Source organism: Amycolatopsis vastitatis, assembly GCF_002234595.1.
In the GTDB taxonomy this organism is placed as follows: Bacteria; Actinomycetota; Actinomycetes; order Mycobacteriales; family Pseudonocardiaceae; genus Amycolatopsis; species Amycolatopsis vastitatis.
In genome coordinates this window covers 82,667-103,335 of sequence record NZ_NMUL01000010.1, presented here as the reverse complement: position 1 = coordinate 103,335, position 20,669 = coordinate 82,667, and the positions used below count along the sequence as shown (strand labels likewise).

Below are 20,669 nucleotides of genomic sequence, written 5' to 3'. Positions count from 1 at the left end.
TTCGAGAGCCTTGAGCGGCTCCTTCGCGCCTTCGTCCGCGGTGTCTGCGGTGTGGAGCTGGTGAACGGTCATGTTCTCGAGTTTGCCGGGCCGGGCGCGGCGATCCAATTCCCTCGGAGGTAAACATCACCGGGCGCCGCACGGAGGACGACGACCATCCGGTGCCGGGTCATGGCGATATCCTGTTCATGATCGTGCCGGTGCCGGAAACGCGTTCCGTCGGAGGGAGGCTCGCTGTGGCCGCCGAGCCGTTCGAGGTCAGCATCACCGAAGCCGAGATCGCGGACCTGCGTGACCGGTTGCGCCGGACGCGGTGGCCCGAGCCGGAGCCGGTGGACGACTGGTCACAGGGGATCCCGCTGGCTTACACGCGGGAACTCTGCCGCAGCTGGGCCGAGGACTACGACTTCGGGTTCGCCGAGCGGCTGAACGCCTTCCCGCAGTACCGCGACACCATCGACGGGCTCGGTATCCACTTCCTGCACGTCCGCTCGCCGGAGCCGGACGCGTTCCCGCTGGTGCTCACGCACGGGTGGCCGGGTTCGGTGCTCGAGTTCCTCGAGGTCATCGGCCCGCTGACCGACCCGCGCGCGCACGGCGGGAACCCGGCGGACGCGTTCCACGTGGTCGCGCCGTCGTTGCCCGGGTACGGCTGGAGTGACAAGCCGGCGACGACCGGGTGGGGCATCACCCGCATCGCTCGGGCCTGGGACACGTTGATGGTCTCGCTGGGTTACGAGCGGTACGGCGCGCAGGGCGGTGACTGGGGTTCGGCCGTGTCCGGCGCGCTCGGCGAGGTGGCGCCCGGGCGGGTCGCCGGTGTGCACCTGAACCTGGGGTCCGTGGCAGCGGGCACGTTCGGCGACCCGACACCGTCCGAGCTGGCGAACCTCGAAGCCGAGAAGGAGTTCCAGCGCACCGGCCGGGGGTACTCGGCGATCCAGGCGACCCGGCCGCAGACGCTCGGCTACGGCCTCACCGACTCCCCGGCGGGCCAGGCCGCCTGGATCGCCGAAAAGTTCTGGGCCTGGACGGACAACGACGGCCATCCCGAGGACGCGGTGACGCGGCAGACGATCCTCGACGAGATCTCGGTCTACTGGTTCACCGCCTCGGCCACGTCGTCGGCGCGCCTGTACTGGGAAAGCTTCGCCCACTTCCGGGACAAGGTCACCGCACCGTCCGGGCTCTCGGTCTACCCGCGCGACATAACCCGGCCGTCGCGGCGGGAGGCCGAGCTGCGGTTCACCGACCTGCGCTGGTTCGAGCAGCTGCCGCGAGGAGGACACTTCGCCGCCCTGGAGCAGCCGGAGTCGCTCGTCGAGCAGGTGCGCGGGTTCTTCCGCCTCTTCCGCTGACGGGCCGGCTCGAAGCGCCGATCTTCACCGCAGTTCCCGGAAGAATTCGGTGACGTCCCCGGCGAGCAGTTCGGGTTCCTCGTAGGCGGCGAAGTGGCCACCGCGGGGCATCGTGGTGTACCTCGTCACGTTGTAGGTGCGCTCCGCCCAGCTGCGCGGCGGCTGGGCGAGGTCGGCTGGGAACAGGGCGACGGCGGTCGGCACCTCGACCCGCTCGACCCGGCGGGTCAGATTCTCGCGGTACTCGTAGTACGGCCGGAACGACGTCGAAATGGTGTTGGTGAACCAGTAGAGCGACGCCTGCGTCAGCAGGAAGTCGTCGCTGAACCGCGAGGACACGTCGCCTCCGCAGTCGCTCCACGCGCGGTACTTCTCGAGGATCCAGGCGAGCAGCCCGGCCGGCGAGTCGGCCAGGCCGTAGGCCAGGGTGACCGGCCGGGTGCTCTGCTGGTGCTGGTAGGCGCCTTCCTGCGCCGACCAGGTCGCCACCGAATCGAGGTACGCCCGTTCCTGCGCGGTGAGGCTCTCGTCGTCGTAGGCGACCGGACCGGCGACGGCCATCAGGTGAATGCCGGCCAGGGCGTCGGGATGGGCTTCGGCCAGCCGGGAGGTGATGCCCGCGCCGAGGTCTCCGCCGTGCGCCGCGTACCGGGTGAAGCCCAGTTCCTCGCGCATGAGCAGGTGCCACAGTTCGTGGGTCTGCACGGGATCGGCGAGCGAAGGACGTTGCGGGGAGAAGGCGAAGCCGGGCAGCGACGGGACGATGACGGTGAACGAGTCCGCCGCGGAACCGCCGTGCTTCGACGGCGTGGCCAGCCGCTGGGCGAAGCCGGTCAGCTCCAGGAACGAGCTGGGCCACCCGTTGGTCAGGACGATCGGCAGGGCGTCCGGGGCTTCGCCGTCGAAACGCAGGTAGTGCACCGGCGTCCCGGCGATGTCCGCGACACGGTGGGGCAGTGCGTTGATGGCGGCTTCGTGGGCACGCCAGTCGTAGCCGGACGCCCAGTGGGCGACCAGTCGCCGCAGCTCGACGGGATCGGTTCCCGCCGCCCAGCCGGCCACCGGCCACGGAGCCGGCCACCGCGTGCCGGCCAGGCGGGTTCGCAGCTCGCCCAGTTCGGCATCGGTGACCGCGAGCACGGGCCTATCGGACATGGTTTTCTCCTTGCGTTCGCGGAAATCCGGCCTCACCGGACAGCTCGACGGCCTTGGCGACGGCCGCCCGTGCCGCCTCCCTGGACCGCGGTCCGGTCGCCAGCAGTGCGTGCATGATCATCCCTTCGAGCAGCGCATCCAGTCGGGCGGCGTCGGCCGCGCCGACGAAGCGGGCCAGCACCTCCTGGCTGCTCCTCGTCCACGCCTCGGCCAGAACGCGGAGCCCGGGGTCGCGCAACGCCGCCAGGTGCAGCTCGAAACCGAGCACCGCACTGCGCTGCCGGGCAGGACTCGCGTGGACGAGGTCGACCAGCGCCTCGACGAACTCCTCGCGGGTTCCGACGCCGTCGAAGAGCGCCTCGAACACCGCGGTCTGCAGCTCGACGAAGCGGGTGAAGGCCTGCGCTCGCAGCTCGGCCAGGCCGGCGAAGTGGTAGGTGACCGAACCGAGCGGCACATCGGCCCGTGCGGCGACCTGCCGATGCGTCATCCCGGCCATCCCCTGCTCGACCAGGACATCCAGCGCAGCGTCGAGAATGCGGACCCTGCGGTCGGGATCGTGCCGGCGGGGTCGCCGGCCGGTGTCCTGGGCCCGCGGTCCGGGGAGGGTCATAAGAACAAATGTACACAACGCCGTCCGCGACCCGGCCGGGCGAGTTTCGGGAAGCTCGAGGCTGCCTGTCGAGTTACGGTCGGCCTGTTCGTCATCCTCTTCGACGGAACCCCGCGGCCCGAGCTGGAGGACACGTGCAGTACATGCTGCTGATCTACAACTGCGACCGCCCCGAACCCGGCGACCCGCGCTTCCCCGAGGCCTTGGCCGCCGTGAACGCCTTCGCCGAGGAGTGCCGGCGGCGGGGCGCGTTCGTTCGTCGCCGGGCACCCGCTGCAAGGCGAGCACACCGCGACCACGGTGGCCGTGCGCGAGGGCAAAACGCTGATCACGGACGGGCCGTTCCTCGAGACCCACGAGCACCTCGGCGGCGCCTACGTGCTGGACTGCGCCACCCTCGACGAGGCGCTCGAGCTGGCCGCGCTGTGCCCGATGGCCGCGGACGGCACCATCGAAGTCCGCCCGATCGCCGGCGTCCCCGACCTCGACCACCGGGCCTCGACCGGCGCATGAGCGCCGCACCGGTCCTGCAGGAGGCCTACCGCGAGCACCGGTCCCGGATGCTCGCCGCGCTCGTCCGCGTCCTGGGCGACTTCGAGCTCGCCGAGGACGCGCTGCAGGACGCCTGCGCGCTCGCCCTGCGCAAGTGGGACGACGCGGTGCCGGACGACCCGGTCGCCTGGCTGCTGACCACGGCCCGCAACAGCGCGATCGACCGGCTCCGCCGCGCCCGGCGCGGTCAGGAGAAGCTCGCCCGGCTCGAGCCGCCGGAGGTGACGACCACGGACCTCCGCGAAGACAGCCTGCTCGGCCTCGGGGACGAGCGGCTGAGCCTCATCTTCACCTGCTGCCATCCCGCCCTCGCCGAGGAAGCCCGCGTCGCACTGACGCTGCAGGCGGTCGCCGGAATGACCGCCGGGCAGATCGCCCGCACCTTCGTCGTCGCCGAACCCGCGCTGGCCCAGCGCCTGGTCCGGGCCAAGCGCAAGATCCGTGACGCGCGGATCGGCCTCGACGTCCCCGGCGACCACCTCCTGCCCGAACGGCTCTCCGGCGTCCTCGCGGTCGTCTACCTCGTCTTCACCCAGGGCTACACCGCCGGGCCGGACCGGCCGGAGTTCCGCGAACTGCAACAGGAAGCGATCCGGCTCGCCAAGCTCGTCGCGACCCTCATGCCCGACGAACCGGAAGCACTCGGCCTGGCCGCCTTGCTGCTCCTGCAGGACTCGCGCGCCGCCGCCCGCTACGACGCGGACGGTGACGTCGTCCTGCTGGAGAACCAGGACCGATCGCGGTGGGACCGCGCCGAGATCGCCGAAGCGGTCGGGCTGCTGGACCGCGCGCTGCGGCTCGGCGCGCCCGGGCCGTACCAGCTGCAGGCCACCATCGCCGTGCTGCACGCCCAAGCACCCTCGGCCGACCGGACGGACTGGGCGGGCATCGCCGGTCTCTACGGCCGGCTGCTGGAGCTGTCCCCGTCCCCGGTGGTCGCGCTGAACCACGCCGTCGCCGTCGCCATGGCCACCACCCCGGCCGACGGGCTGGCGCTGATCGACCGGATCGGCGGCCTCGACCACTACCACCTGCTGCACGCCGCCCGCGCCGACCTCCTGCGCCGCCTCGGCCGCACCCCCGAAGCCGCGGCCGCGTACCGGCGCGCCCATGACCTGGCCACCAAGCCCGCCGACCGGCGCTACCTCGCCGGCCGGCTGCGCGCCCTCGACACCTTGGAGAACCGATGAGGCTGTCCGTTCTCGACCACGGTCACCGCCGCCGCGCGAAGGCCTTCTTCGCGCTCACGTCCAAGATGTCGGGCGTAGCCACTCCCGACATCGTGAAGCTGCTGCTCTACCGGCCCGGGCTCTTCGCCCGTCCCTTGCTGGCCCTGACCGCCGACGCGATGCGCGGCCCGTCCTCCTGGACCGCCGCCGAACGCGAGTACCTCGCCATGTCCACCGCGAAGGTGCACCAGTGCCCGTTCTGCGCGGTCACCCACGCCGAGCTCGTCCGGATCGCCGCCACCGGCGAGATCGACCCGGACGACCCCGGCTCCGCGCGTCCGGAGCTGGCGGCCGTCCGCGCGTTCCTGGGGAACGTCAGCCAGGACCCCGGCCACGTCGACGCCGCCGTCGTGGCCGGCCTGCCCCGCCCCGCCGTGATCGAGGCGCTCCGGGTGAACCTCGTGTGGAACATCGTCAACCGCCTCGCCAACGCGTTCGGCTTCGTCCTGCGCGACGGCCAGCTCGAGAGCGGAACCCGTTCCCTGCACCGGTTCGGCTACCGCTTCCCCGGCTTCCTGATCGCCGAAGGCCGCTACAACGACCTCGGCGACGCCGCGCAAAACCTGCGCCACGCCGTGCTGGAAGCCCCCGGCACTACGGACAAAGCAACCCGCTCGGCCGCCCTGCTGGGCGGCGAGCTGCCGGATCCGCTGAAGTCCTACGCCGCGAACGTCCGCGGCGCGTCCCACAAGATCACCGACGCCGACCTCGACGAGCTCAAGGCGGCCGGCTACAGCGACGACGCGATCTTCGAGGTGACCGCCGCCGCGGCGATCGGAGCGGCCCTGCGCAGCTACGACGCCGGCCGGGCAGCCATCGGGACGTGAATCCGCCGGACGGCGTCGAGACGGGCCGCCACCGTTCGTCCTCGAGGTGAGCAACTCCTCATCACCGGAAGGACTGATCATGCCCGGACAGATCGACTGGCTGGAAATCCCCGCCGCCGACACCGCCAAGGCCCGCGCCTTCTACGGCGGCCTGTTCGCCTGGCGCACCGACGAGTTCGGCGGCGACTACCACGTGATCGCCCACGGCCCGGCCGGCGCGATCACCCCGGCCGAGGCCGGCTTCACCCATCCACGGGTCTACTTCGGCACCGACGACATCGAGGCCTCGGTCGAGCGGCTGCGCGAACTCGGCGGCCGCAGCGAGGACGTCCAGGCGGTCCCGGGCGTCGGCCGGATCGCCCACTGCCACGACGATCAGGGGACGCCGTTCAGCCTCTTCGAACCCGCACCCGGAAGCTGAGCGCGCGGTAAGACGGTGGCCCCGGCTCCGGATCTGCCCGGCGACGCATCGGCCACGTTCACCGACTACGCCGACACGGTGATCGAAGCCGTCGGCGACCGGAAGTACCTGATCGTCGTCGGCCACTCGTTCGGCGGGTACACCGCACCGCTGGTCGCCGACCGGCTCGCGGCCGATCTGCTGGTCCTGGTGGCCGCCATGATCCCCGCGCCCGGCGAATCGCCCGACGAGTGGAGACGCGACACCGGATACGCCGAGGCAGTGCGGGCGCGGGCGGCCCGCGACGGTGGCCGGACCGGCAACGCCGACCCGTACGTCACCTTCCTCCACGACGTACCGCGTGCGCTCGCGGAAGAGGCGATGCGCAGGGAGCGGGCACACCCCTCGCCCGCCGGGCGGAACGAGCCGTGGCCACTGGACGCGTGGCCTGACGTCCCGACCCGGTTCGCGCTGTGCCGCGAGGACCGCTGCTTCCCGCCGGACTTCCTCCGCGGGCTGGCGGCCGAACGGCTCGGCCTCGTCCCGGACGAGATCACCGCGGGCCACTGCGTCGCGCTCAGCCGCCCCACGGAGCTGGCCAGCCTCCTCGAGAGCTACCGATGACACGGGTGGACCGTCAGGCGGGCACCGTGCTAAAAATAGAACGTGTTTCAGTTTCAAGGGCCGGGAGGTACCGGGTGAACGTCCCCACGGTGACCGAGCTCCTGCTGGCCCGCGCCGAGGACGAGCGGCCCGGCCTGCGGTTCGAGGAGGAGACGTATTCGTGGGCCGAGCACGTCCGGGCTTCGGCACGCCGCGCGGGCGACCTCCGGCAAACGTTGCGGTGGGACGAACCGCCGCATGTCGGCATCCTGGCCGACAACGTACCGGCGTTCTCCGTCCTTTTGGGCGCCTGCGCGTTCGCCGGGGCGGTGCTGGTCGGGCTCAACCCCACCCGGCGCGGCGAAGCCCTCGCACGGGACATCCGGCTCGCCGACTGCCAGTTCGTGCTCGCCGAGCGGAAGTACCGGCCCCTGCTGGAGGGGCTGGACCTCGGCGGGATCGGCGTGCGGGACCTGGAGTCGTGGCCGTCGGCGAACGCGCCGATCGAGCCCGTCCCCGCGTCGGCCGACGACCTGCTGATGCTGATCTTCACCTCCGGCACCAGCGGCGACCCGAAGGCCGTGCGCTGCACCCACGGCAAGATCGCCTTTCCCGGCGCGATGCTCGCCGAGCGCTTCCGGCTGTCCGCATCGGACACGGTGTACGTCACGATGCCGATGTTCCACTCCAACGCGATCATGGCCGGCTGGGCGGTCGGGCTCGCGGCCGGTGCCGGCATCGCCCTGCGCCGCCGGTTCTCCGCTTCCGGCTTCCTCCCCGACGTGCGGAAGTTCGGCGCGACCTACGCCAACTACGTCGGCAAACCGCTGTCCTACGTCCTCGCCACTCCCCCACGTCCGGACGACGCGGACAACCCCCTGCGCCTCGTCTACGGGAACGAAGGAGCGAACGCCGACCTGACCGCGTTCGAGGAACGCTTCGGCTGCAAGGTCATCGACGCGTTCGGCTCCACCGAAGGCGGAGTGGGGTTCGCCCGCACCGACGACACCCCGCCCGGCTCGATCGGCAGGCCCGCCGGCGACGTGACGATCCTGCACCCGCACACCGGCCGGCCCTGCCCACCGGCCGAATTCGACGCCGACGGCCACCTGATCAACGCCGAGGAAGCCGTCGGCGAACTGGTCAACACCGCGGGCGCCGGCTGGTTCGCCGGGTACTACCGCGACCCCGAAGCCGACGCGGAACGGCTGCGCGACGGCCGGTTCCACACCGGCGACCTCGCCTACGCCGACACCGACGGATTCTGCTACTTCGCCGGGCGGCTCGGCGACTGGCTCCGCGTCGACGGCGAGAACCTCGGCACCGCGCCGATCGAGCGGATCCTGCTGCGGCACCCCGCGATCACCGACACCGCCGTCTACGCGGTGCCCGACCCGGTGACCGGAGACCAGGTGATGGCCGCCATCGTCACCGGCGGCACGCCCCTGGAACCCGCCGAGTTCGGCCGTTTCCTCGCCGGCCAGCCCGATCTCGGGCCCAAACAGGTACCCAAGTACGTGCGCACGGTCCGGGAACTCCCGCGGACATCGACGTTCAAGGTCCTCAAGCGGCGGCTTTCCGCCGAAGGCCTGAACTGCCCCGACGTGCTCTGGGAGCGCACCGGGCGGGACATCGCCTATCGGACGGTCCGGACGCCGACGCGCACGGTCACTTCGGCCGGAAGCGGTTCACATTGACGACGGGCACGACCCCTTGGGAAGACAAGATGGAGATCTCGTTGTGGTCCAGCGGACTCACATCCAGCTCTCCGCAGTCCACGAGGCCGAGGTTTTCGACACCCGAATCGCGCAGCGGGCTCAAATCGGTGGCCGTGGCCCTGCCCAAGGTGAGGTTCTTGAGCCGGGGAAACCGCGCGAGCACCTTCCGCAGGTTTTCGGTGCTGTCGACGCCCTTCGCGTAGATGCTGCCCACTTTCTCCGGGCAGGCCACTTCGTCCATCCAGTCCTGGACCGGGTTGTGCAGCAGGAAGATCATGCGCAGGTCCGGCATGGCGCGCAAGAACCTGAAGTCGCGCACGTTTCCGGCGTTGACCAGGTGAATCCGCCACAACTGCGTCAGCTCCGCCAGGAAATCGAGCGAAGACGGCCATCCCGTGGTGAAGTTGACGAAAAGCTCTTCGAGTCTGGTCAGCTTCGCGAGCCCGGGCAGCGTTTCGGGGGCGATGTCCCCGAGCAGGGTGAGCTCCTTCAGCTGGCGCGCCTCGGAAAGTGCCCGGATCTCGTCGGCCACCGGCCCGTGCTTCCAGAGGTTCACCCGGCACGAGCGCAGGTGGCGGAGCAGGTGCAGAAAGGGAACCGCGGCGGCGAACTCGACCTCGACCTTCTTGTACATCGGCTTCGCCGGCGATATGAGCGGAGCGTCGGCCAGCACGTTGCGGGCGTAGCTCTCCGGGTCGAAGTACTTCCACGCCCGGACGAGTTCCTCCTGCACGCCCACTCGCGGGTCCGGTGCGTAACGTGCCAGCTTCTCCAGCGCGCGGGGGCCGTTGACCAGCGACGCGGTTCGCACGCAGGCCGCGGCCCTGGCAGGGGACAGCTCTTCGACGGAATCCGGCAGGTAGTCCAGGACCGCCTCGCCCACCGTGGCCAGGGAGCGACTTTCGCGGACACTGCGGGGCGGGACCAGGCTCCTGATGCAGTCGTCGACGCGGGACAGCACCTCCGGGGGTGCCAGGATCGCGGTCTCCTTGCAGGCCGCCGCCAGCAGTTTCAGCTGCCGGGCCACCTTCGGGCTCGCTTTCGCGGCTTCGTCGAGGATGCCGTTCAGCAGCCTGCCCCGTTGTTCCTCCGAACCCTGGGCACACGCCATCAGCACGGTTTCCCGCCACAGGTCGGACTTCCCGTGGCGGACCAGGAGGTCGATGCTGTCCCGGCCCACCGCTTCCTGCGCCGCGAGGAACTCCTGGAACGTCCGGTGGATGAAGTCGATCCGGCCCTGCACCGGCTGCCGGATCACGCCGCTGCGTTCCACCAGGTGGTCCAGGAGCACCTCCGCGCTCTCCCGCACGTTCGGCATGCCGCGCAGCCGCTCCCGCATCCGGCCGAGTGCCTGCTCACGGCTCATCTCCGAGCGGCCGTTCTCGTTCAGCCACCACGCCAGGCCCCGCAGGAGCACCAGCTTCTCGCCTGCCGAGACCTGGACCTCGGCGGGCACGTTCCGATCGGCGTCCCGGCGTTCCAGCAGCATCTCCAGTGCCGCCGTGTACAGCGCCACCCGGTCGCGGGGCAGCCGCGCGCGGCGGTCCAGGTTGAGGGCGCAGAGCATCGCGCACAGCAGGGGGCTCCTGGCCAGCGCCCGCAAGTGGGTCCTGGCCTGCAGCTGGGCCAGCAGTGCCCGCTGGTGCTCCCGGACCTGGTCCGGGCGGCACGGCAGCAGCGCGGGGTCGGGCGCCGAGTCGAGCAGCGCGTCGTGCCAGCGGCGGAGGAACACCTGGACGTCGGCCGAGGTCATCGGTTCCAGGACCACCGAACGGAAACCCTCACGCACCAGCCACCTCGACGTCACCGCCGTGGGGCGGGAGGTGACGACGACCCGCAGCGACGGGTAGGCGGCCAGCAGGTTCGCCAGCCACTGCCGGACCAGCGGGCGCCGCTGGGCGACCAGCTCGTCCACCCCGTCGACCAGCAGCAGCGAGGTGCCCGACTCGAACTGCCGGTGGACCCATTCCGGCGGGAACGGGCCGAACTGCGGTGAACTGGCCTGGGTGAGCAGCTCGTCGCCGCGCGGCAGGGGCCGGTCGGCGAAGTCGCGCAGCTTGACCAGGAACGGCACGCACGCGTTCCAGTCGGCGAGCGTGTCGGTGAAGGCGGCCTGCACGGCGTTGACCGCCAGCCACCGCAGCAGCGTCGACTTCCCGGCGCCCGCCTCGCCGCGCACGACGGTCAGCCGGCTGCCACCCAGCGCCGGCTCGACCCTCAGGTTCTCGGCGGAGCGCGAACCACCCGCGCCTTCGATGAGCCAGTCGGTCACCGGCTTCGCCCGGGTCCCGGGGCCGCGTCCGGCGTCGGTCGTCACGGTCAGGCTCAGGTAGGCGACGCTGAGCGTGGTCCTGGGCTCGTAGCTGTGGGTGGTCAGGCCGATCACTTCGAGCTGGTCGCAGGCCTGGCGAACCCGCTCGAGGTACCGGCGGCGGAACCGCTCGTCCAGGTCCGCGCCCGCCGGGGCGTCCAGGCTGCGGGCGGGCACGCGTTCGAGCAGCTCGGTCAGGCCGCCGAGCACCGTCCGCAACCGGGTGAGATTCTCGACCGCGACCGCGGCGTCGAACTCCGGGAGTTCCCGGACCAGGTGCACGAGGACGACGCACGCCCGGTCCAGCGCCACCTCGTAGAGCCCGGCGGCGCGCTCCGACAACCCGACCAGCTCGACCGGTTTCTGCTTGCGCACCAGCGAAGCCAGCGCCGCCGGGTCGACATCGACGTCGAACAACGCGTCGTCGGACAGGTCGACGTCCTCGAGCGCGTCCGACACCGCCTCGTAGGCGGCCTCCCGCTCGTGGTCCGGCAGCCCGTGCGCGGCGCCGGCCAACCCGGGCGCCAGCTGGTCGGCGACGTCGTCCTCGATCCGCACGAGCGCGTCGAGCACGTCCCGTTCGGCGCGCCGCATCGGGAACCGCGCGCGGACGAGCTTGGCGAGGTCGCGCCCACGCCGGCTCGCGGCCTTCTTGTCGGCGAACCACGAGAGGGCGACTTGCCTGGCCACCGCCTGCCCGATCTTCAGCAACGCGCTTTCCGTGATCGTGGCGCCCCCTCGTGGTCGGAACGGTCAGGAATTCACGGCGAACGGCCTCGCGGAAAAAGCCTAGCCGACCACGTCGGCGAGCCGGTCGACTTGGTCGGTGTCGGGTGACCAGCAGTAGAACATCACCTCGTCGGCGCCGAGCGCCGTGAACTCCGCCACCGCCGCGCGGATGGCCGCGGGGGTGGTCAGCAGACGCTCCGCGGTGTCGGCGGCGAGGTCGGCGTCGAACGCGTAGTAGCCGAGGATCTGGTCCCGTGCTTCGTCCACTGTGGACTCAGGGCCGAGCGCGACGGTCACCTGCCCGACCAGCCGTGGCCGTCCCGGCCGCCCGGCACGGGTCCAGGCCGTTTCGACGTGCTCGACCTGCCGTCCCGCCAGGGGAAGCGGGGCCGCGCAGAGGAATCCGTCGCCGAAGCGGGCCACGCGGTCGAGGGCCGGTCCGGCGAAGCCGCCGATCAGCACCTCGGGGCCGCCGTCGCGGGCGGGGGCCGGGCCGATCGGGCCGCCGGACCAGATGTCCTTCATGATCTTCAGCTGCTCGTCGAACCGGCGTCCGCGGGTGCGCAGGTCCACGCCGACGAGGTCGAATTCGTCCGCGCGGCCGCCCACGCCGAGCCCGAGCGTGAACCGCCCGCCGGAGAGCCGGTCGAGGGTGGCGGCCTGCTTCGCGAGCAGCGCGGGTTCACGCAGCGGGGCGAGCAGAACCTCGGTCTGCAGCCGGATCCGGCGGGTCGCGCCGGCGAGCGTGGCGAGGGTGACGAGCGGCTCGGGGTTGTCCCAGATGAGCCGGTCGGCCAGGCCCAGGGTGGTGAACGGGCCGTCGTCGGCGCGCTGTGCCCAGTCGAGCAGCGCTTCGGGGCGGGCGACGGGCAGGCCGATGCCTACGGACATGCGAACTTTCCTTTCGGGCGGGGGCTATCGGCCCACTTTCGCCACGTCGGCCGGGCGAACCCCAGGAAAGTCGTGATCCTCGGCGTTATTTTCCGGCTTTCCCCGGTTGGATGGCGATTTCCGACTGCTTGACCGTGCGCATCATCGGTGCGGTCTCCACCGCGGACACCCCGGGCAGGGCGGCCAGCGGACCGGTCAAGTAGGTGTAGAGCGCGTGCGGGTTGCGGCACTGGACGGTGACGTACAGGTTGGACGGCCCGGTCGTGGCCGCGGCGAAACTCACCTCGGTGTGCCCGGCGAGGGCCGCGCCGGCGGCCGCGAGGTGACGGGGAGCCACCGACAGCCAGAGCGACGCGGTGGTGCGCATCCCCATCAGTGCGGGCGCGAAGTCGACGTCGAAGTACAGCACGCCCGCCCGGCGCAGCTCGGCGAGCCGCCGCCGGACCGTCGTCTGCGAGCAGCCGGTGGCCTTGGCCAGCTCGCGGAAGCCGATCCGGCCGTCGCGGCCCAGCTCGGCCAGCAGGGCCCGGTCGCCGTCGGTCAGCTCGACCGGCTCGTCCGGCGACGCCGTGGCGGCCTCCGCCGGCCGGAGCCGCTCGACCTGGTCCGGCGTGAGCGGACCGGCCTTGGTCAGCGGGCTGGTGGGCCCGCCGAAGAAGACGTGCACGACGCAGTGCGCGCTGACGCGGGTCACCGGCGACGTGCGGGGCAGGCGCGCGAGCACCGACGACGTGGCCGCCTCCGCCGGGGTGCGCACCATGCAGCCGATTTCCGCGCCGCCGGAAGCGACGTGCACCCACGACGTCTCGGGCCGGGCCGCCAGCACCTGCGCCAGCCGGTCGGCCGTGCCCGGCGCGCACCCGACCCGGACGAGCCAGGTCTCCTCCCCGACGGCCTCCGCCAGGGTGAGCCCCACGACGTGGACGGTGCCGGCGGCACGCAGGGCCTGGTACCGCCGCGCCACGGTCTGGTCCGACACCCCGAGCACCTCGGCGACCCGGCTGAACGCCACCCGCCCGTCGATCTGCAACGCCTGCAGCAGCCCCAGCTCCACGGAGTCCACCCGGCCACGGTAACGGCCGCAACGACGAGCACCCGGCGAAGTTCCGGCGAAGTTGCGTGCCCGGACACCCACCTGCGCTCGCCCGGCTCGGCCCCTTGACCGCTGGTCGCCGAGGGCGGCCGTGGTTCCGAAGGTCGTGAATGAGTCATTGGGGACCTCTGACGTCCTGAATGAGTCATTCAGGACACGGGCCGGCAGCTCGCAACCCGGCTTTCACCACGGAACCCCGCGGCCACGATCGACTTTGCCGGAACCCCTGCGACCCGCGGGGGCGCCCCCCGTTTTCCACGCTACCGGCAGGCACCGACAGAAATGCTGCTTTCCGCGCTGCGAAAGGCAAGCGACCATCCGGCACGGGTCAGCGGGACCAGTACCTCGCCCACTGGTGCAGCGCCGCGAGGAAACCCGGCGCCAGTGGCTGGTCGTCGACGGGGCTGCCGGCCGGGTGCAGGAAGTGGTCGATCCCGTCCAGGGTGGCCAGGTGCTCTCCGCGCAGCGCGCGCAGCAACGGCGGCAAGGTGTCACACGGGACGTTGGCGTCGGCGGTCCCGCACGTCACCAGCACCCGCGTCCCGGCAGGCACGTGGCGGGCCACGTCCGGTGGGTAGATCGCGTCGTCGGGGCGCAGGTAGATGCTCTGGGCGGCGAGTGTGCGGAACAGCGGGACCAGCGCCGGCAGCATGCCGTCGGTACTGGTGGGCCGTCCGGCGCGGAAGTCCGCGATCCAGGCGGCGACCAGGTCCTTCTGGACACGGGCCTGATCCGGCGGCAGGGCGGCGTCGAGCTGCGCACCGACCTGCAGCTGGATCAAGTCGAGGATCCGCAGGTCCTGGGGCGCGACGAGCGCCAACCCGGCCGGCCGCGGCCGCACGGACGTGGCGACGAGCAGCGCGTTCATGCCGCCCTCGCTGTGGCCGGCCACGAGCATCGCGAACGGATTCGTCTCCGGCTGCGCCCGCAGAGTCTCATACGCGGCATCGGCTTGGCGGATGAAGACGCTGTAGCCGCTGCCGGCGGGCGGCAGGGTGGGAGCCGGCCCGCTGCCGTACTTGTCGAACCGGAACGTCATGACGCCGTCCCGGCCCAGCGCGTCCGCCATGAGCGCCAACGTGCCGGGGTGGATGCCGGCCTGGTTGCCGTTCCGGTCGGTGGGCCCGCTGCCGGGCAGCAGCAACGCGGCCGCGAGCCGGTCGCCGGGGCGGTGCGCGGGCACGTGCAGGGTGCCGTGGGCGGCGATTCCGCCGGACTGGAAGGTGAGCTCCCGATCGGTGGCCGGGATGCCGCCGGCCGGTGAAACGGTCGCGGCGATCAGGGCCGCGACCAGCAGGCTGTGCATGGGAATCCCTTCTTCAGTGCAGGAGGTAGGGCAGGAAGATGCCGAGCAGGACGAGCGCGGCGGTCAGCCCGAGGCAGGTGATCAGCGCGGTGCGGTTGCCGACGTTGACGGTCCAGCCGACGCCGAACCGGCGGGCCACGAACCACGACGGGTCGGCCGCGTTGCGGTAGAGCACGCCACCGATCCAGTTGCCGTCGTCGTCCCGGTGGGACAGTCCGGTGTGCTCGTCGGGCTCACGGTCCCGGTTGCGCCCCGCCACGATCGCCACGAGGATCGCCACGCCGGCGGCGACCGGCCCGAGGGTCAGCGGCAGCAGGAACCCGGCGTCCGGCGAGGCGTCCCACGTCGCCCAGGCCGCGGCGAACAGGCCGGCGTCGAACAGCGTGGCCAGCGCGATGAGCGCCTTTCCCAGCCGGGTCACGAACTTCCGGTGCGCCCGGACGGACGCGGCGGGCCGTGCCGGGTCCACGTCGGCCGGGCCGCGGAACACCAGGACACCCACGACGCAGAGGATCACCGTCAGGGCGGCCTGGATGAACACGATCTGGAAAGCGCTTCCCACGGACTTGGGCGCGAACCGGTCCGCGGTGCCGCCGGAGAAGTGCACCGGCAGGGTGTCCGGCAGGTCCGGGTAGCGGATCACACCGGCGACGACCGTCGCGGCCACGACGAGCACCGGCAGCAGCAGCCACGCCCACGGGAACCGGGGCGGGTCGCTGCGCAGCGAGGTGTCGGCGGTGACGCCCTGGCGGACACCCTCGTACCAGTTCTGCTGACGCTTGGCGGCCGTGATCACCCGGTTGGCCCGGAAGTACAGCAGGTACCAGACGATCACCATCGCCAGCACGGCCACGGGGAGCAGCGCGATCCCGGCCGTCAGGATCAGGCCCACGCCGGCCAGGGCGATGACCACGCCGGCGAGCAGCACCGCGGTCCGGAACCGGGCGGTTTCCCGCCGCACCAAGGGATCCTCGATCCGGTCGTCCGGGACCCGCACGCCGAACCGCACACTCCGGGCGGACAGCACCGGCGTCAGCCAGGCCAGGTAGCTCAGCAGCGCCATCAGCACCAGGTTCGCCACAACACCGGTCGTGGTCACGATGCCTCATCCCCTTGTCGCTCGTCTTGCTCGCCGAAGTCCGCGAGCAGGGCGCGGCACGTCGCCAGCACCTCGTCCGCGGGCAGCCCCTTGGCGACCGCCTCGGCGAGCAACGTGCGTGCCCGCACCGACCAGCCGGCCGCGAACGCGTCGTCCGCCGCGGCCGGGTCGACCACCGCCCCGGACTTCCGGTTCAGGCGCACGAAACCCTGCTGCCGCAACAGGTCGTACGCCTTGTTGACCGTGTGGAAGTTGATGCCGAAGTCCGCCGCGAGCTGCCGCGTGGACGGCAGCGACTCGCCGCCGGTCAAGGTGCCCGCCGCGATGCCCTCCACGATGCGGTCCCGCAGCTGCTGGTAGATCGGCACGTCGCCGGACAGGTCGAGGCTGATGAGCACGTGACCGCCTTCCTTGGCCAGCTGTTCTAGTAGTTATAGAACACCGCGACAAGGTTTGGCAAGAACGCCGGCGGTCAGCTCTCGGTCGGACGTGCGCCCTGGCCGGAAGCCGGTTCGTCGGCGAGACGGTTGTTGCGGTCGATCTCCGGCATGTGGGTCTCGGCCCAGTCCCGCAGGGCCGCGAGCGGTGTTTCGAGGGACAGGCCGAGTGCGGTGAGCCGGTAGTGGACCGCGGGCGGCACGGTCGGTTCCACGCGGCGCGCGACCAGGCCGTCGCGGACCAGGCTCTGCAGCGTGACGGACAGCATCTTCTGGGAGATCCCCGGGATCCGGCGGCGCAGTTCGGCGAACCGGAGCTCGCCGGGAGCGGCCTCGGCCAGCACCTTGACCGTCATCGACGTCCACTTGGTGCCGACGCGGTCGAGCAGCTGGCGCGTGGGGCAGAGCGGGTCCAGCAGGTCACCGCGCCGGCCGGGCCGCCGCTCACGACCACCGGGAGCCGACGTGGTCACCTGGAGCTCACCACCTGAACGAAAAGTGCCGTCTTGGGTGGTCCAGGCTAGTTCCCTACGGTGACCACGTCACCCATCGCCACCCCCTGGAGCCCTCCGTGCCCGAGCTGCGCCGTGTCCCCGTCAACGATGTCGAGCTGAACGTCGCCCTCGCCGGCGCGGGTCCGGCCGTCCTGCTGCTGCACGGTTTCCCGCACACGTGGGAACTGTGGACGGACGTCATGGCCGAGCTGGCGGCGGACCACCGCGTCATCGCGCCGGACCTGCGCGGGTTCGGCGCGAGCGGCCGGGCCGCCTCCGGGTACGACGCGGGCACCCTTGCCGAGGACGCCGAGGCGCTGCTCACCGCGCTCGGCGAGTCCTCGGCCGCGGTGGCGGGCATCGACGCGGGTGCCGCGCCGGCGTTCCTCCTGGCTTTGCGCCGCCCCGGGCTCGTCCGGCGCCTGGTCGTCATGGAGTCCGTGCTGGGCGGGCTGCCCGGCGCCGAAGAGTTCCTCGCCGGCGGGCCGCCGTGGTGGTTCGGCTTTCACGCCGCCGCGCCCGGCCTCGCCGAAACCGTGCTGGAGGGCCATGAGGACGCCTACATCGACTGGTTCCTGCGCGCCGGCACGCTCGGCGACGGCGTGCGCCCGGCGATCCGGGACGCCTTCGTCCGTGCCTACACCGGCCGCGAGGCCCTGCGCTGCGCGTTCTCGTACTACCGGGCCCTGCCCGAGAGCGCGGCCCAGCTCGAGCGGGCGGTCAGCACCGCCCGCCTGACCGTGCCGACGATGGCACTGGGGGCCAAGCCCGTCGGGGCGGCACTCGGCCGCCAGCTCCGGCCGATCGCCGACGATCTCACCGAGCACGTCCTCGAGGACTGCGGCCACATCATCCCGCTGCACCGCCCGCACGCCCTGCTCGCGCTGCTGCGCCCCTTCCTGGACGGCGACGGCGTGCCCGCCCGGCTGCCCTGACTGTCTACAGTGGACAGGTGCTGCGGTACATCGAGATGCCCGTGGCGTCCGCCACCGTCGGGCACAGGAACCTCTCATAGCGCGTGTCCTGGTCGAGGGACAGCTTCAGCCACGGGATCAGCGTGCGCATCTCGACCGTGTTCGGCCGGGTTGCGAACAGGTGGTCCACGCCGGTGATCTGCACGTAGGCCTTCTTCAGGGCCGCCGGCAGGGTGGCCCACAGCTTGTCGAGGTACGCCGGGGTGACGACCGGGTCGCGCTGGCCGGCGATGAACATCGTCGGCACCTGGTCGCCGGACAGGTCGAGGTTGCCCACCGGGGAGCCGGGCGCCAGCCCGACCGCGGACTTCAGCGACGGGCGCCGCAGCGCCGCGAGAAGCGCCCCCGCGCCGCCCGCCGAATGACCGATGACGCCCAGCCTGCTCGCGTCCACCCGGGTGCGCACCGGGCTCTTCTGCGTCAGGTAGTCCAGCGCCGCGAGCAGCTGCGTGGCGCGGGCGTCGGCGCTGTCGGTCCGGCTGTTGGTCTCGATGCCGATGACGACGAAGCCGAAGGACGCCAGCCGCGGGCCCATCCACGCCTCTTCGTTGGCGAACAAGGCGGAGTAGCCGGGCACGATCGCGACCGCGCCCCACGTGCCGAGGCGGGTGTCGGTCGGGTAGTAGACGTACCCGCCGTTGAACCCGTTGCCGGGCGGGACTTTCGCCTGCGCCGTCGCGAACGGCCCGTACGGTGCCGCCACGCTCGTGAGGGTGGGATCCGGCCCCCGCTGGTACGGGTTGGCCGCGGCGGCCGCCGGGGCGACCAGGCCCAGGACCGCCACGGCCGTGGTCACGGCTCGGGAGAGAACGCGTCGCATTGCCTTACCTCCTCGGGTGAACGCGACGGGCGGAAGCCGGTCGCGTTCACCCGAGCGTCCTGCCACCGGTGCGAACGCCACAACTCACCGCTGAAAGTTACAGACGGCGGACCGTCCAGAACTGGTCGGGCGTGTCCAGTTCCGTCCAGGAAACCGCCTTCGCCAGGTTCGACGGCGAACCGTTCGTGATCGTGACGAACCGTCCGCTGCCCACGTTCTCGATCAGCGTCCGGTCCCCGCTCGAGACCAGGGTCCAGACCTGCTGGGGGTTGCCGGTGTCGACGGCCGTTTGGGTGATCGCTTCACTGCCCGCCGGATGCGTGTCGGTGAGCGCCAGACCCGACTTCGCGTTGACGATCCGGTAACCGCCGCCCGCCGCGACGAAGTGCCACAGGTGCCACGGCTGGTTCGCGTACCACCACTGGTCGGCCTGCGTGCCCGGTGCCGTGGACCCGGCCGAGATCTCCAGGTACCTGCCCAGCTGGTTCTGGATCGTGAAGTCGCCGTCCGTGAGGTCCGGCGGCGCGGTCTGGTGCAGCGTCCACCGCTGGTTGCGGCCGTCGGTGTCCGACCACTGCGCCATCGGCGCCCCCGGCGAAGCGGACCAGGCGAAGTCCTCCAGGAGCTTGCCGCTCTTGCGGTTCACGAGTTCGAAGGTCCCGTCCGTCTGCTGCGCGACGGCCCACTCCTGGGTCGCCGAGCCCGGCGAAGGCGTGCGCACCTCAAGCCGCGCGCCGTCCACTGTGGACCCACCGACGACCGACAGGACCCGGCCCGCGTTGGCCACCGTGAAGTACCCGCTCGGCCGGCGGTCGAGCACCCACGCCGCGGCGCCGCTCTGCTGGACAGCCGACGTGCGGTCGACGCCGAGGTTCAGGCCGGAGTGGTCGTTCGTCAGCGTGTACGTCGCGCCCGTGGAAATGCCCGGCGCGACGTGGTCGAGGGCGAACTCGACGGTGTTGAGGTAGTTGCTGTCGTGGTACCCGCCGGTGACGGACATGACCGTGTTGCCGTCCGGCATCACCATCAGGCCGCGGCTGTACCCACCGGGCGCGTTGGACGCCTGCGACCGCCACTGCGTGGGGTCACCGCCCGCGGTGTTGACGGCGAGCGCGGTCTGGCCGCCGTCGCTGACCACGATCGTGCCCTGCGGCCCGCCCGCGGGCGTCCAGACGACGAACGGCTGGCAGCACGGCTTGCTGCCGTCGTCGAGGATGATCTGGTGGTCGTCGGCCTGGAGGAACTTCTCCGGGTCGGTCGCGATGCGGTAGTAGACCGGGCAGCTGCCCTGCGGGGCCCCGCAGTACTCGTAGGTCATGATCCACCGCCCGCCGGGCAGCTGCGCGACCGTCGCCATGCCGGGCCGGGCGGACTGCGCGGGGTAGGCGACGTCGTCGACGACCGGCCCCCACGTCCGGCCGTTCGTGGTGACCTGGTGGACGAGCTTCTGCGAGTGCTTCGCGTTGTCGCGCTGGTCGGAGTAGTACACGACGAGCTTGCCGTCGTGCATCAGCAGCACCGGTTCCCACACCGGCGTGTTCGGGTCCTGCACCTTGGCCGGCCCGCCCTTGGCCACCGAGCTGAGCAGCTTCCACGTCTTCCCGATGTCCGTGCTGGCGTAGAGCAGGATTTCGGTGGAGCTCATGTCCGACGGCACCGACAGCCCCGAGACGAGCAGGGTGCCCGCCGGGAGCGTGCCGAGCTGCGCCGGGAGTTCGTAGATCTCCGGGTTCCAGCGCATGCCATAGCCGTTGACCGTATCGGTGACCTGCGAGACGGACGTCCAGTTCTTCCCGGCGTCGCTGCTGCGGTACACCGGGAACACGGGGGCGCCCGCGTTCCGGTAGACCTCGAACGTCGAGACCAGCGTCCCGTTGGCTTCGCCGTTGTGGTGCAGGGTGATCGACCGCGCGTACATGACACCGGGGTTGACGTACCCCGCCGCGGCCGCCGGCTTGAAGATCGTCGTCGGGCCGCTCGTCCGCGCGGTCGCCGCCGGGCTCACGCCCAGCAGTGCCGCGACGACGACGAGCAGCACCACCTTGAAGGATCGGGCCATC

19 protein-coding genes are annotated in these 20,669 nt (G+C 71.7%); 8 read left to right on the top strand and 11 right to left on the bottom strand.

The genetic code is table 11. From position 1 onward, the window contains the following. The first annotated feature begins 236 nt into the window (after window positions 1-236). On the top strand, window positions 237-1,358 hold the full coding sequence (locus CF165_RS12940; RefSeq protein WP_093947875.1) for an epoxide hydrolase family protein: 1,122 nt from the start codon (window positions 237-239) through the stop codon (window positions 1,356-1,358). Between the two features lie 24 nt (window positions 1,359-1,382). Here the strand turns inward: CF165_RS12940 and CF165_RS12935 are convergent, their stop codons facing one another. Next, on the bottom strand, window positions 1,383-2,513 hold the full coding sequence (locus CF165_RS12935; protein WP_240521562.1) for an epoxide hydrolase family protein: 1,131 nt from the start codon (window positions 2,511-2,513) through the stop codon (window positions 1,383-1,385). Continuing rightward, on the bottom strand, window positions 2,503-3,126 hold the full coding sequence (locus tag CF165_RS12930) for a TetR/AcrR family transcriptional regulator (protein ID WP_093947737.1): 624 nt from the start codon (window positions 3,124-3,126) through the stop codon (window positions 2,503-2,505). The genes CF165_RS12935 and CF165_RS12930 overlap by 11 nt, the downstream gene beginning before the upstream one ends. A 306-nt stretch (window positions 3,127-3,432) precedes the next feature. On the opposite strand from CF165_RS12930, the gene CF165_RS54075 reads away from it, so the two are divergent. The 6 genes from CF165_RS54075 to CF165_RS12900 all read left to right on the top strand — a co-directional run bounded on the left by CF165_RS54075 (window position 3,433) and on the right by CF165_RS12900 (window position 8,434). Next, on the top strand, window positions 3,433-3,639 hold the full coding sequence (locus CF165_RS54075) for a YciI family protein (protein WP_439098503.1): 207 nt from the start codon (window positions 3,433-3,435) through the stop codon (window positions 3,637-3,639). Beyond that, window positions 3,636-4,868 carry an RNA polymerase sigma factor gene (locus tag CF165_RS12920; protein ID WP_093947736.1) on the top strand — a complete coding sequence of 411 codons (1,233 nt, stop codon included), beginning with the start codon at window positions 3,636-3,638 and terminating at the stop codon, window positions 4,866-4,868. The genes CF165_RS54075 and CF165_RS12920 overlap by 4 nt, the downstream gene beginning before the upstream one ends. Beyond that, the gene (locus tag CF165_RS12915) at window positions 4,865-5,734 is read left to right on the top strand and encodes a carboxymuconolactone decarboxylase family protein (protein WP_093947735.1); all 870 of its coding nucleotides are present in this window, start codon (window positions 4,865-4,867) and stop codon (window positions 5,732-5,734) included. The genes CF165_RS12920 and CF165_RS12915 overlap by 4 nt, the downstream gene beginning before the upstream one ends. A gap of 79 nt (window positions 5,735-5,813) precedes the next feature. Beyond that, window positions 5,814-6,155, top strand: a complete 342-nt coding sequence (locus CF165_RS12910; protein WP_093947734.1) for a VOC family protein — start codon at window positions 5,814-5,816, stop codon at window positions 6,153-6,155. 15 nt (window positions 6,156-6,170) lie between these two features. Then, window positions 6,171-6,758 (top strand): alpha/beta hydrolase, encoded by a 588-nt coding sequence (locus CF165_RS12905; protein ID WP_093947733.1) that lies wholly within the window; start codon window positions 6,171-6,173, stop codon window positions 6,756-6,758. Window positions 6,759-6,832: 74 nt separating this feature from the next. Next, complete coding sequence (locus CF165_RS12900; protein WP_093947732.1) at window positions 6,833-8,434, top strand: long-chain-fatty-acid--CoA ligase; 1,602 nt, start codon at window positions 6,833-6,835, stop codon at window positions 8,432-8,434. Here the strand turns inward: CF165_RS12900 and CF165_RS12895 are convergent. From CF165_RS12895 to CF165_RS12865, 7 genes are all read right to left on the bottom strand, one after another. Then, complete coding sequence (locus CF165_RS12895; RefSeq protein ID WP_093947731.1) at window positions 8,406-11,477, bottom strand: NACHT N-terminal Helical domain 1-containing protein; 3,072 nt, start codon at window positions 11,475-11,477, stop codon at window positions 8,406-8,408. The two genes, CF165_RS12900 and CF165_RS12895, sit on opposite strands and share 29 nt — an antisense overlap. A gap of 78 nt (window positions 11,478-11,555) precedes the next feature. After that, the gene (locus CF165_RS12890) at window positions 11,556-12,386 is read right to left on the bottom strand and encodes an LLM class flavin-dependent oxidoreductase (protein WP_093947730.1); all 831 of its coding nucleotides are present in this window, start codon (window positions 12,384-12,386) and stop codon (window positions 11,556-11,558) included. Between the two features lie 85 nt (window positions 12,387-12,471). Then, window positions 12,472-13,449 (bottom strand): Lrp/AsnC family transcriptional regulator, encoded by a 978-nt coding sequence (locus tag CF165_RS12885; protein WP_093947729.1) that lies wholly within the window; start codon window positions 13,447-13,449, stop codon window positions 12,472-12,474. Window positions 13,450-13,807: 358 nt separating this feature from the next. Further along, the gene (locus tag CF165_RS12880) at window positions 13,808-14,785 is read right to left on the bottom strand and encodes an alpha/beta hydrolase (protein ID WP_093947728.1); all 978 of its coding nucleotides are present in this window, start codon (window positions 14,783-14,785) and stop codon (window positions 13,808-13,810) included. A 13-nt stretch (window positions 14,786-14,798) separates the two neighbouring features. Then, entirely contained in the window at window positions 14,799-15,884 is a 1,086-nt protein-coding gene (locus CF165_RS12875) for a DUF1648 domain-containing protein (protein WP_093947727.1), read from the bottom strand. After that, the gene (locus CF165_RS12870) at window positions 15,881-16,282 is read right to left on the bottom strand and encodes a GntR family transcriptional regulator (RefSeq protein WP_093947726.1); all 402 of its coding nucleotides are present in this window, start codon (window positions 16,280-16,282) and stop codon (window positions 15,881-15,883) included. Before CF165_RS12870 ends, CF165_RS12875 begins: the two co-directional genes overlap by 4 nt. A gap of 74 nt (window positions 16,283-16,356) precedes the next feature. Next, window positions 16,357-16,794: a winged helix-turn-helix transcriptional regulator gene (locus CF165_RS12865; RefSeq protein ID WP_093947725.1), complete on the bottom strand. Its 438-nt coding sequence runs from the start codon at window positions 16,792-16,794 to the stop codon at window positions 16,357-16,359. A gap of 98 nt (window positions 16,795-16,892) precedes the next feature. Here CF165_RS12865 and CF165_RS12860 point away from each other — a divergent pair, with 98 nt between their 5' ends. After that, on the top strand, window positions 16,893-17,750 hold the full coding sequence (locus tag CF165_RS12860; RefSeq protein WP_093947724.1) for an alpha/beta fold hydrolase: 858 nt from the start codon (window positions 16,893-16,895) through the stop codon (window positions 17,748-17,750). Window positions 17,751-17,754: 4 nt separating this feature from the next. On the opposite strand, the gene CF165_RS12855 is transcribed toward CF165_RS12860, so the two are convergent. Then, on the bottom strand, window positions 17,755-18,609 hold the full coding sequence (locus tag CF165_RS12855; protein WP_240521561.1) for a dienelactone hydrolase family protein: 855 nt from the start codon (window positions 18,607-18,609) through the stop codon (window positions 17,755-17,757). A 97-nt stretch (window positions 18,610-18,706) separates the two neighbouring features. Continuing rightward, window positions 18,707-20,668, bottom strand: a complete 1,962-nt coding sequence (locus tag CF165_RS12850; RefSeq protein WP_093947722.1) for an RICIN domain-containing protein — start codon at window positions 20,666-20,668, stop codon at window positions 18,707-18,709. Window position 20,669: the final 1 nt, after the last annotated feature.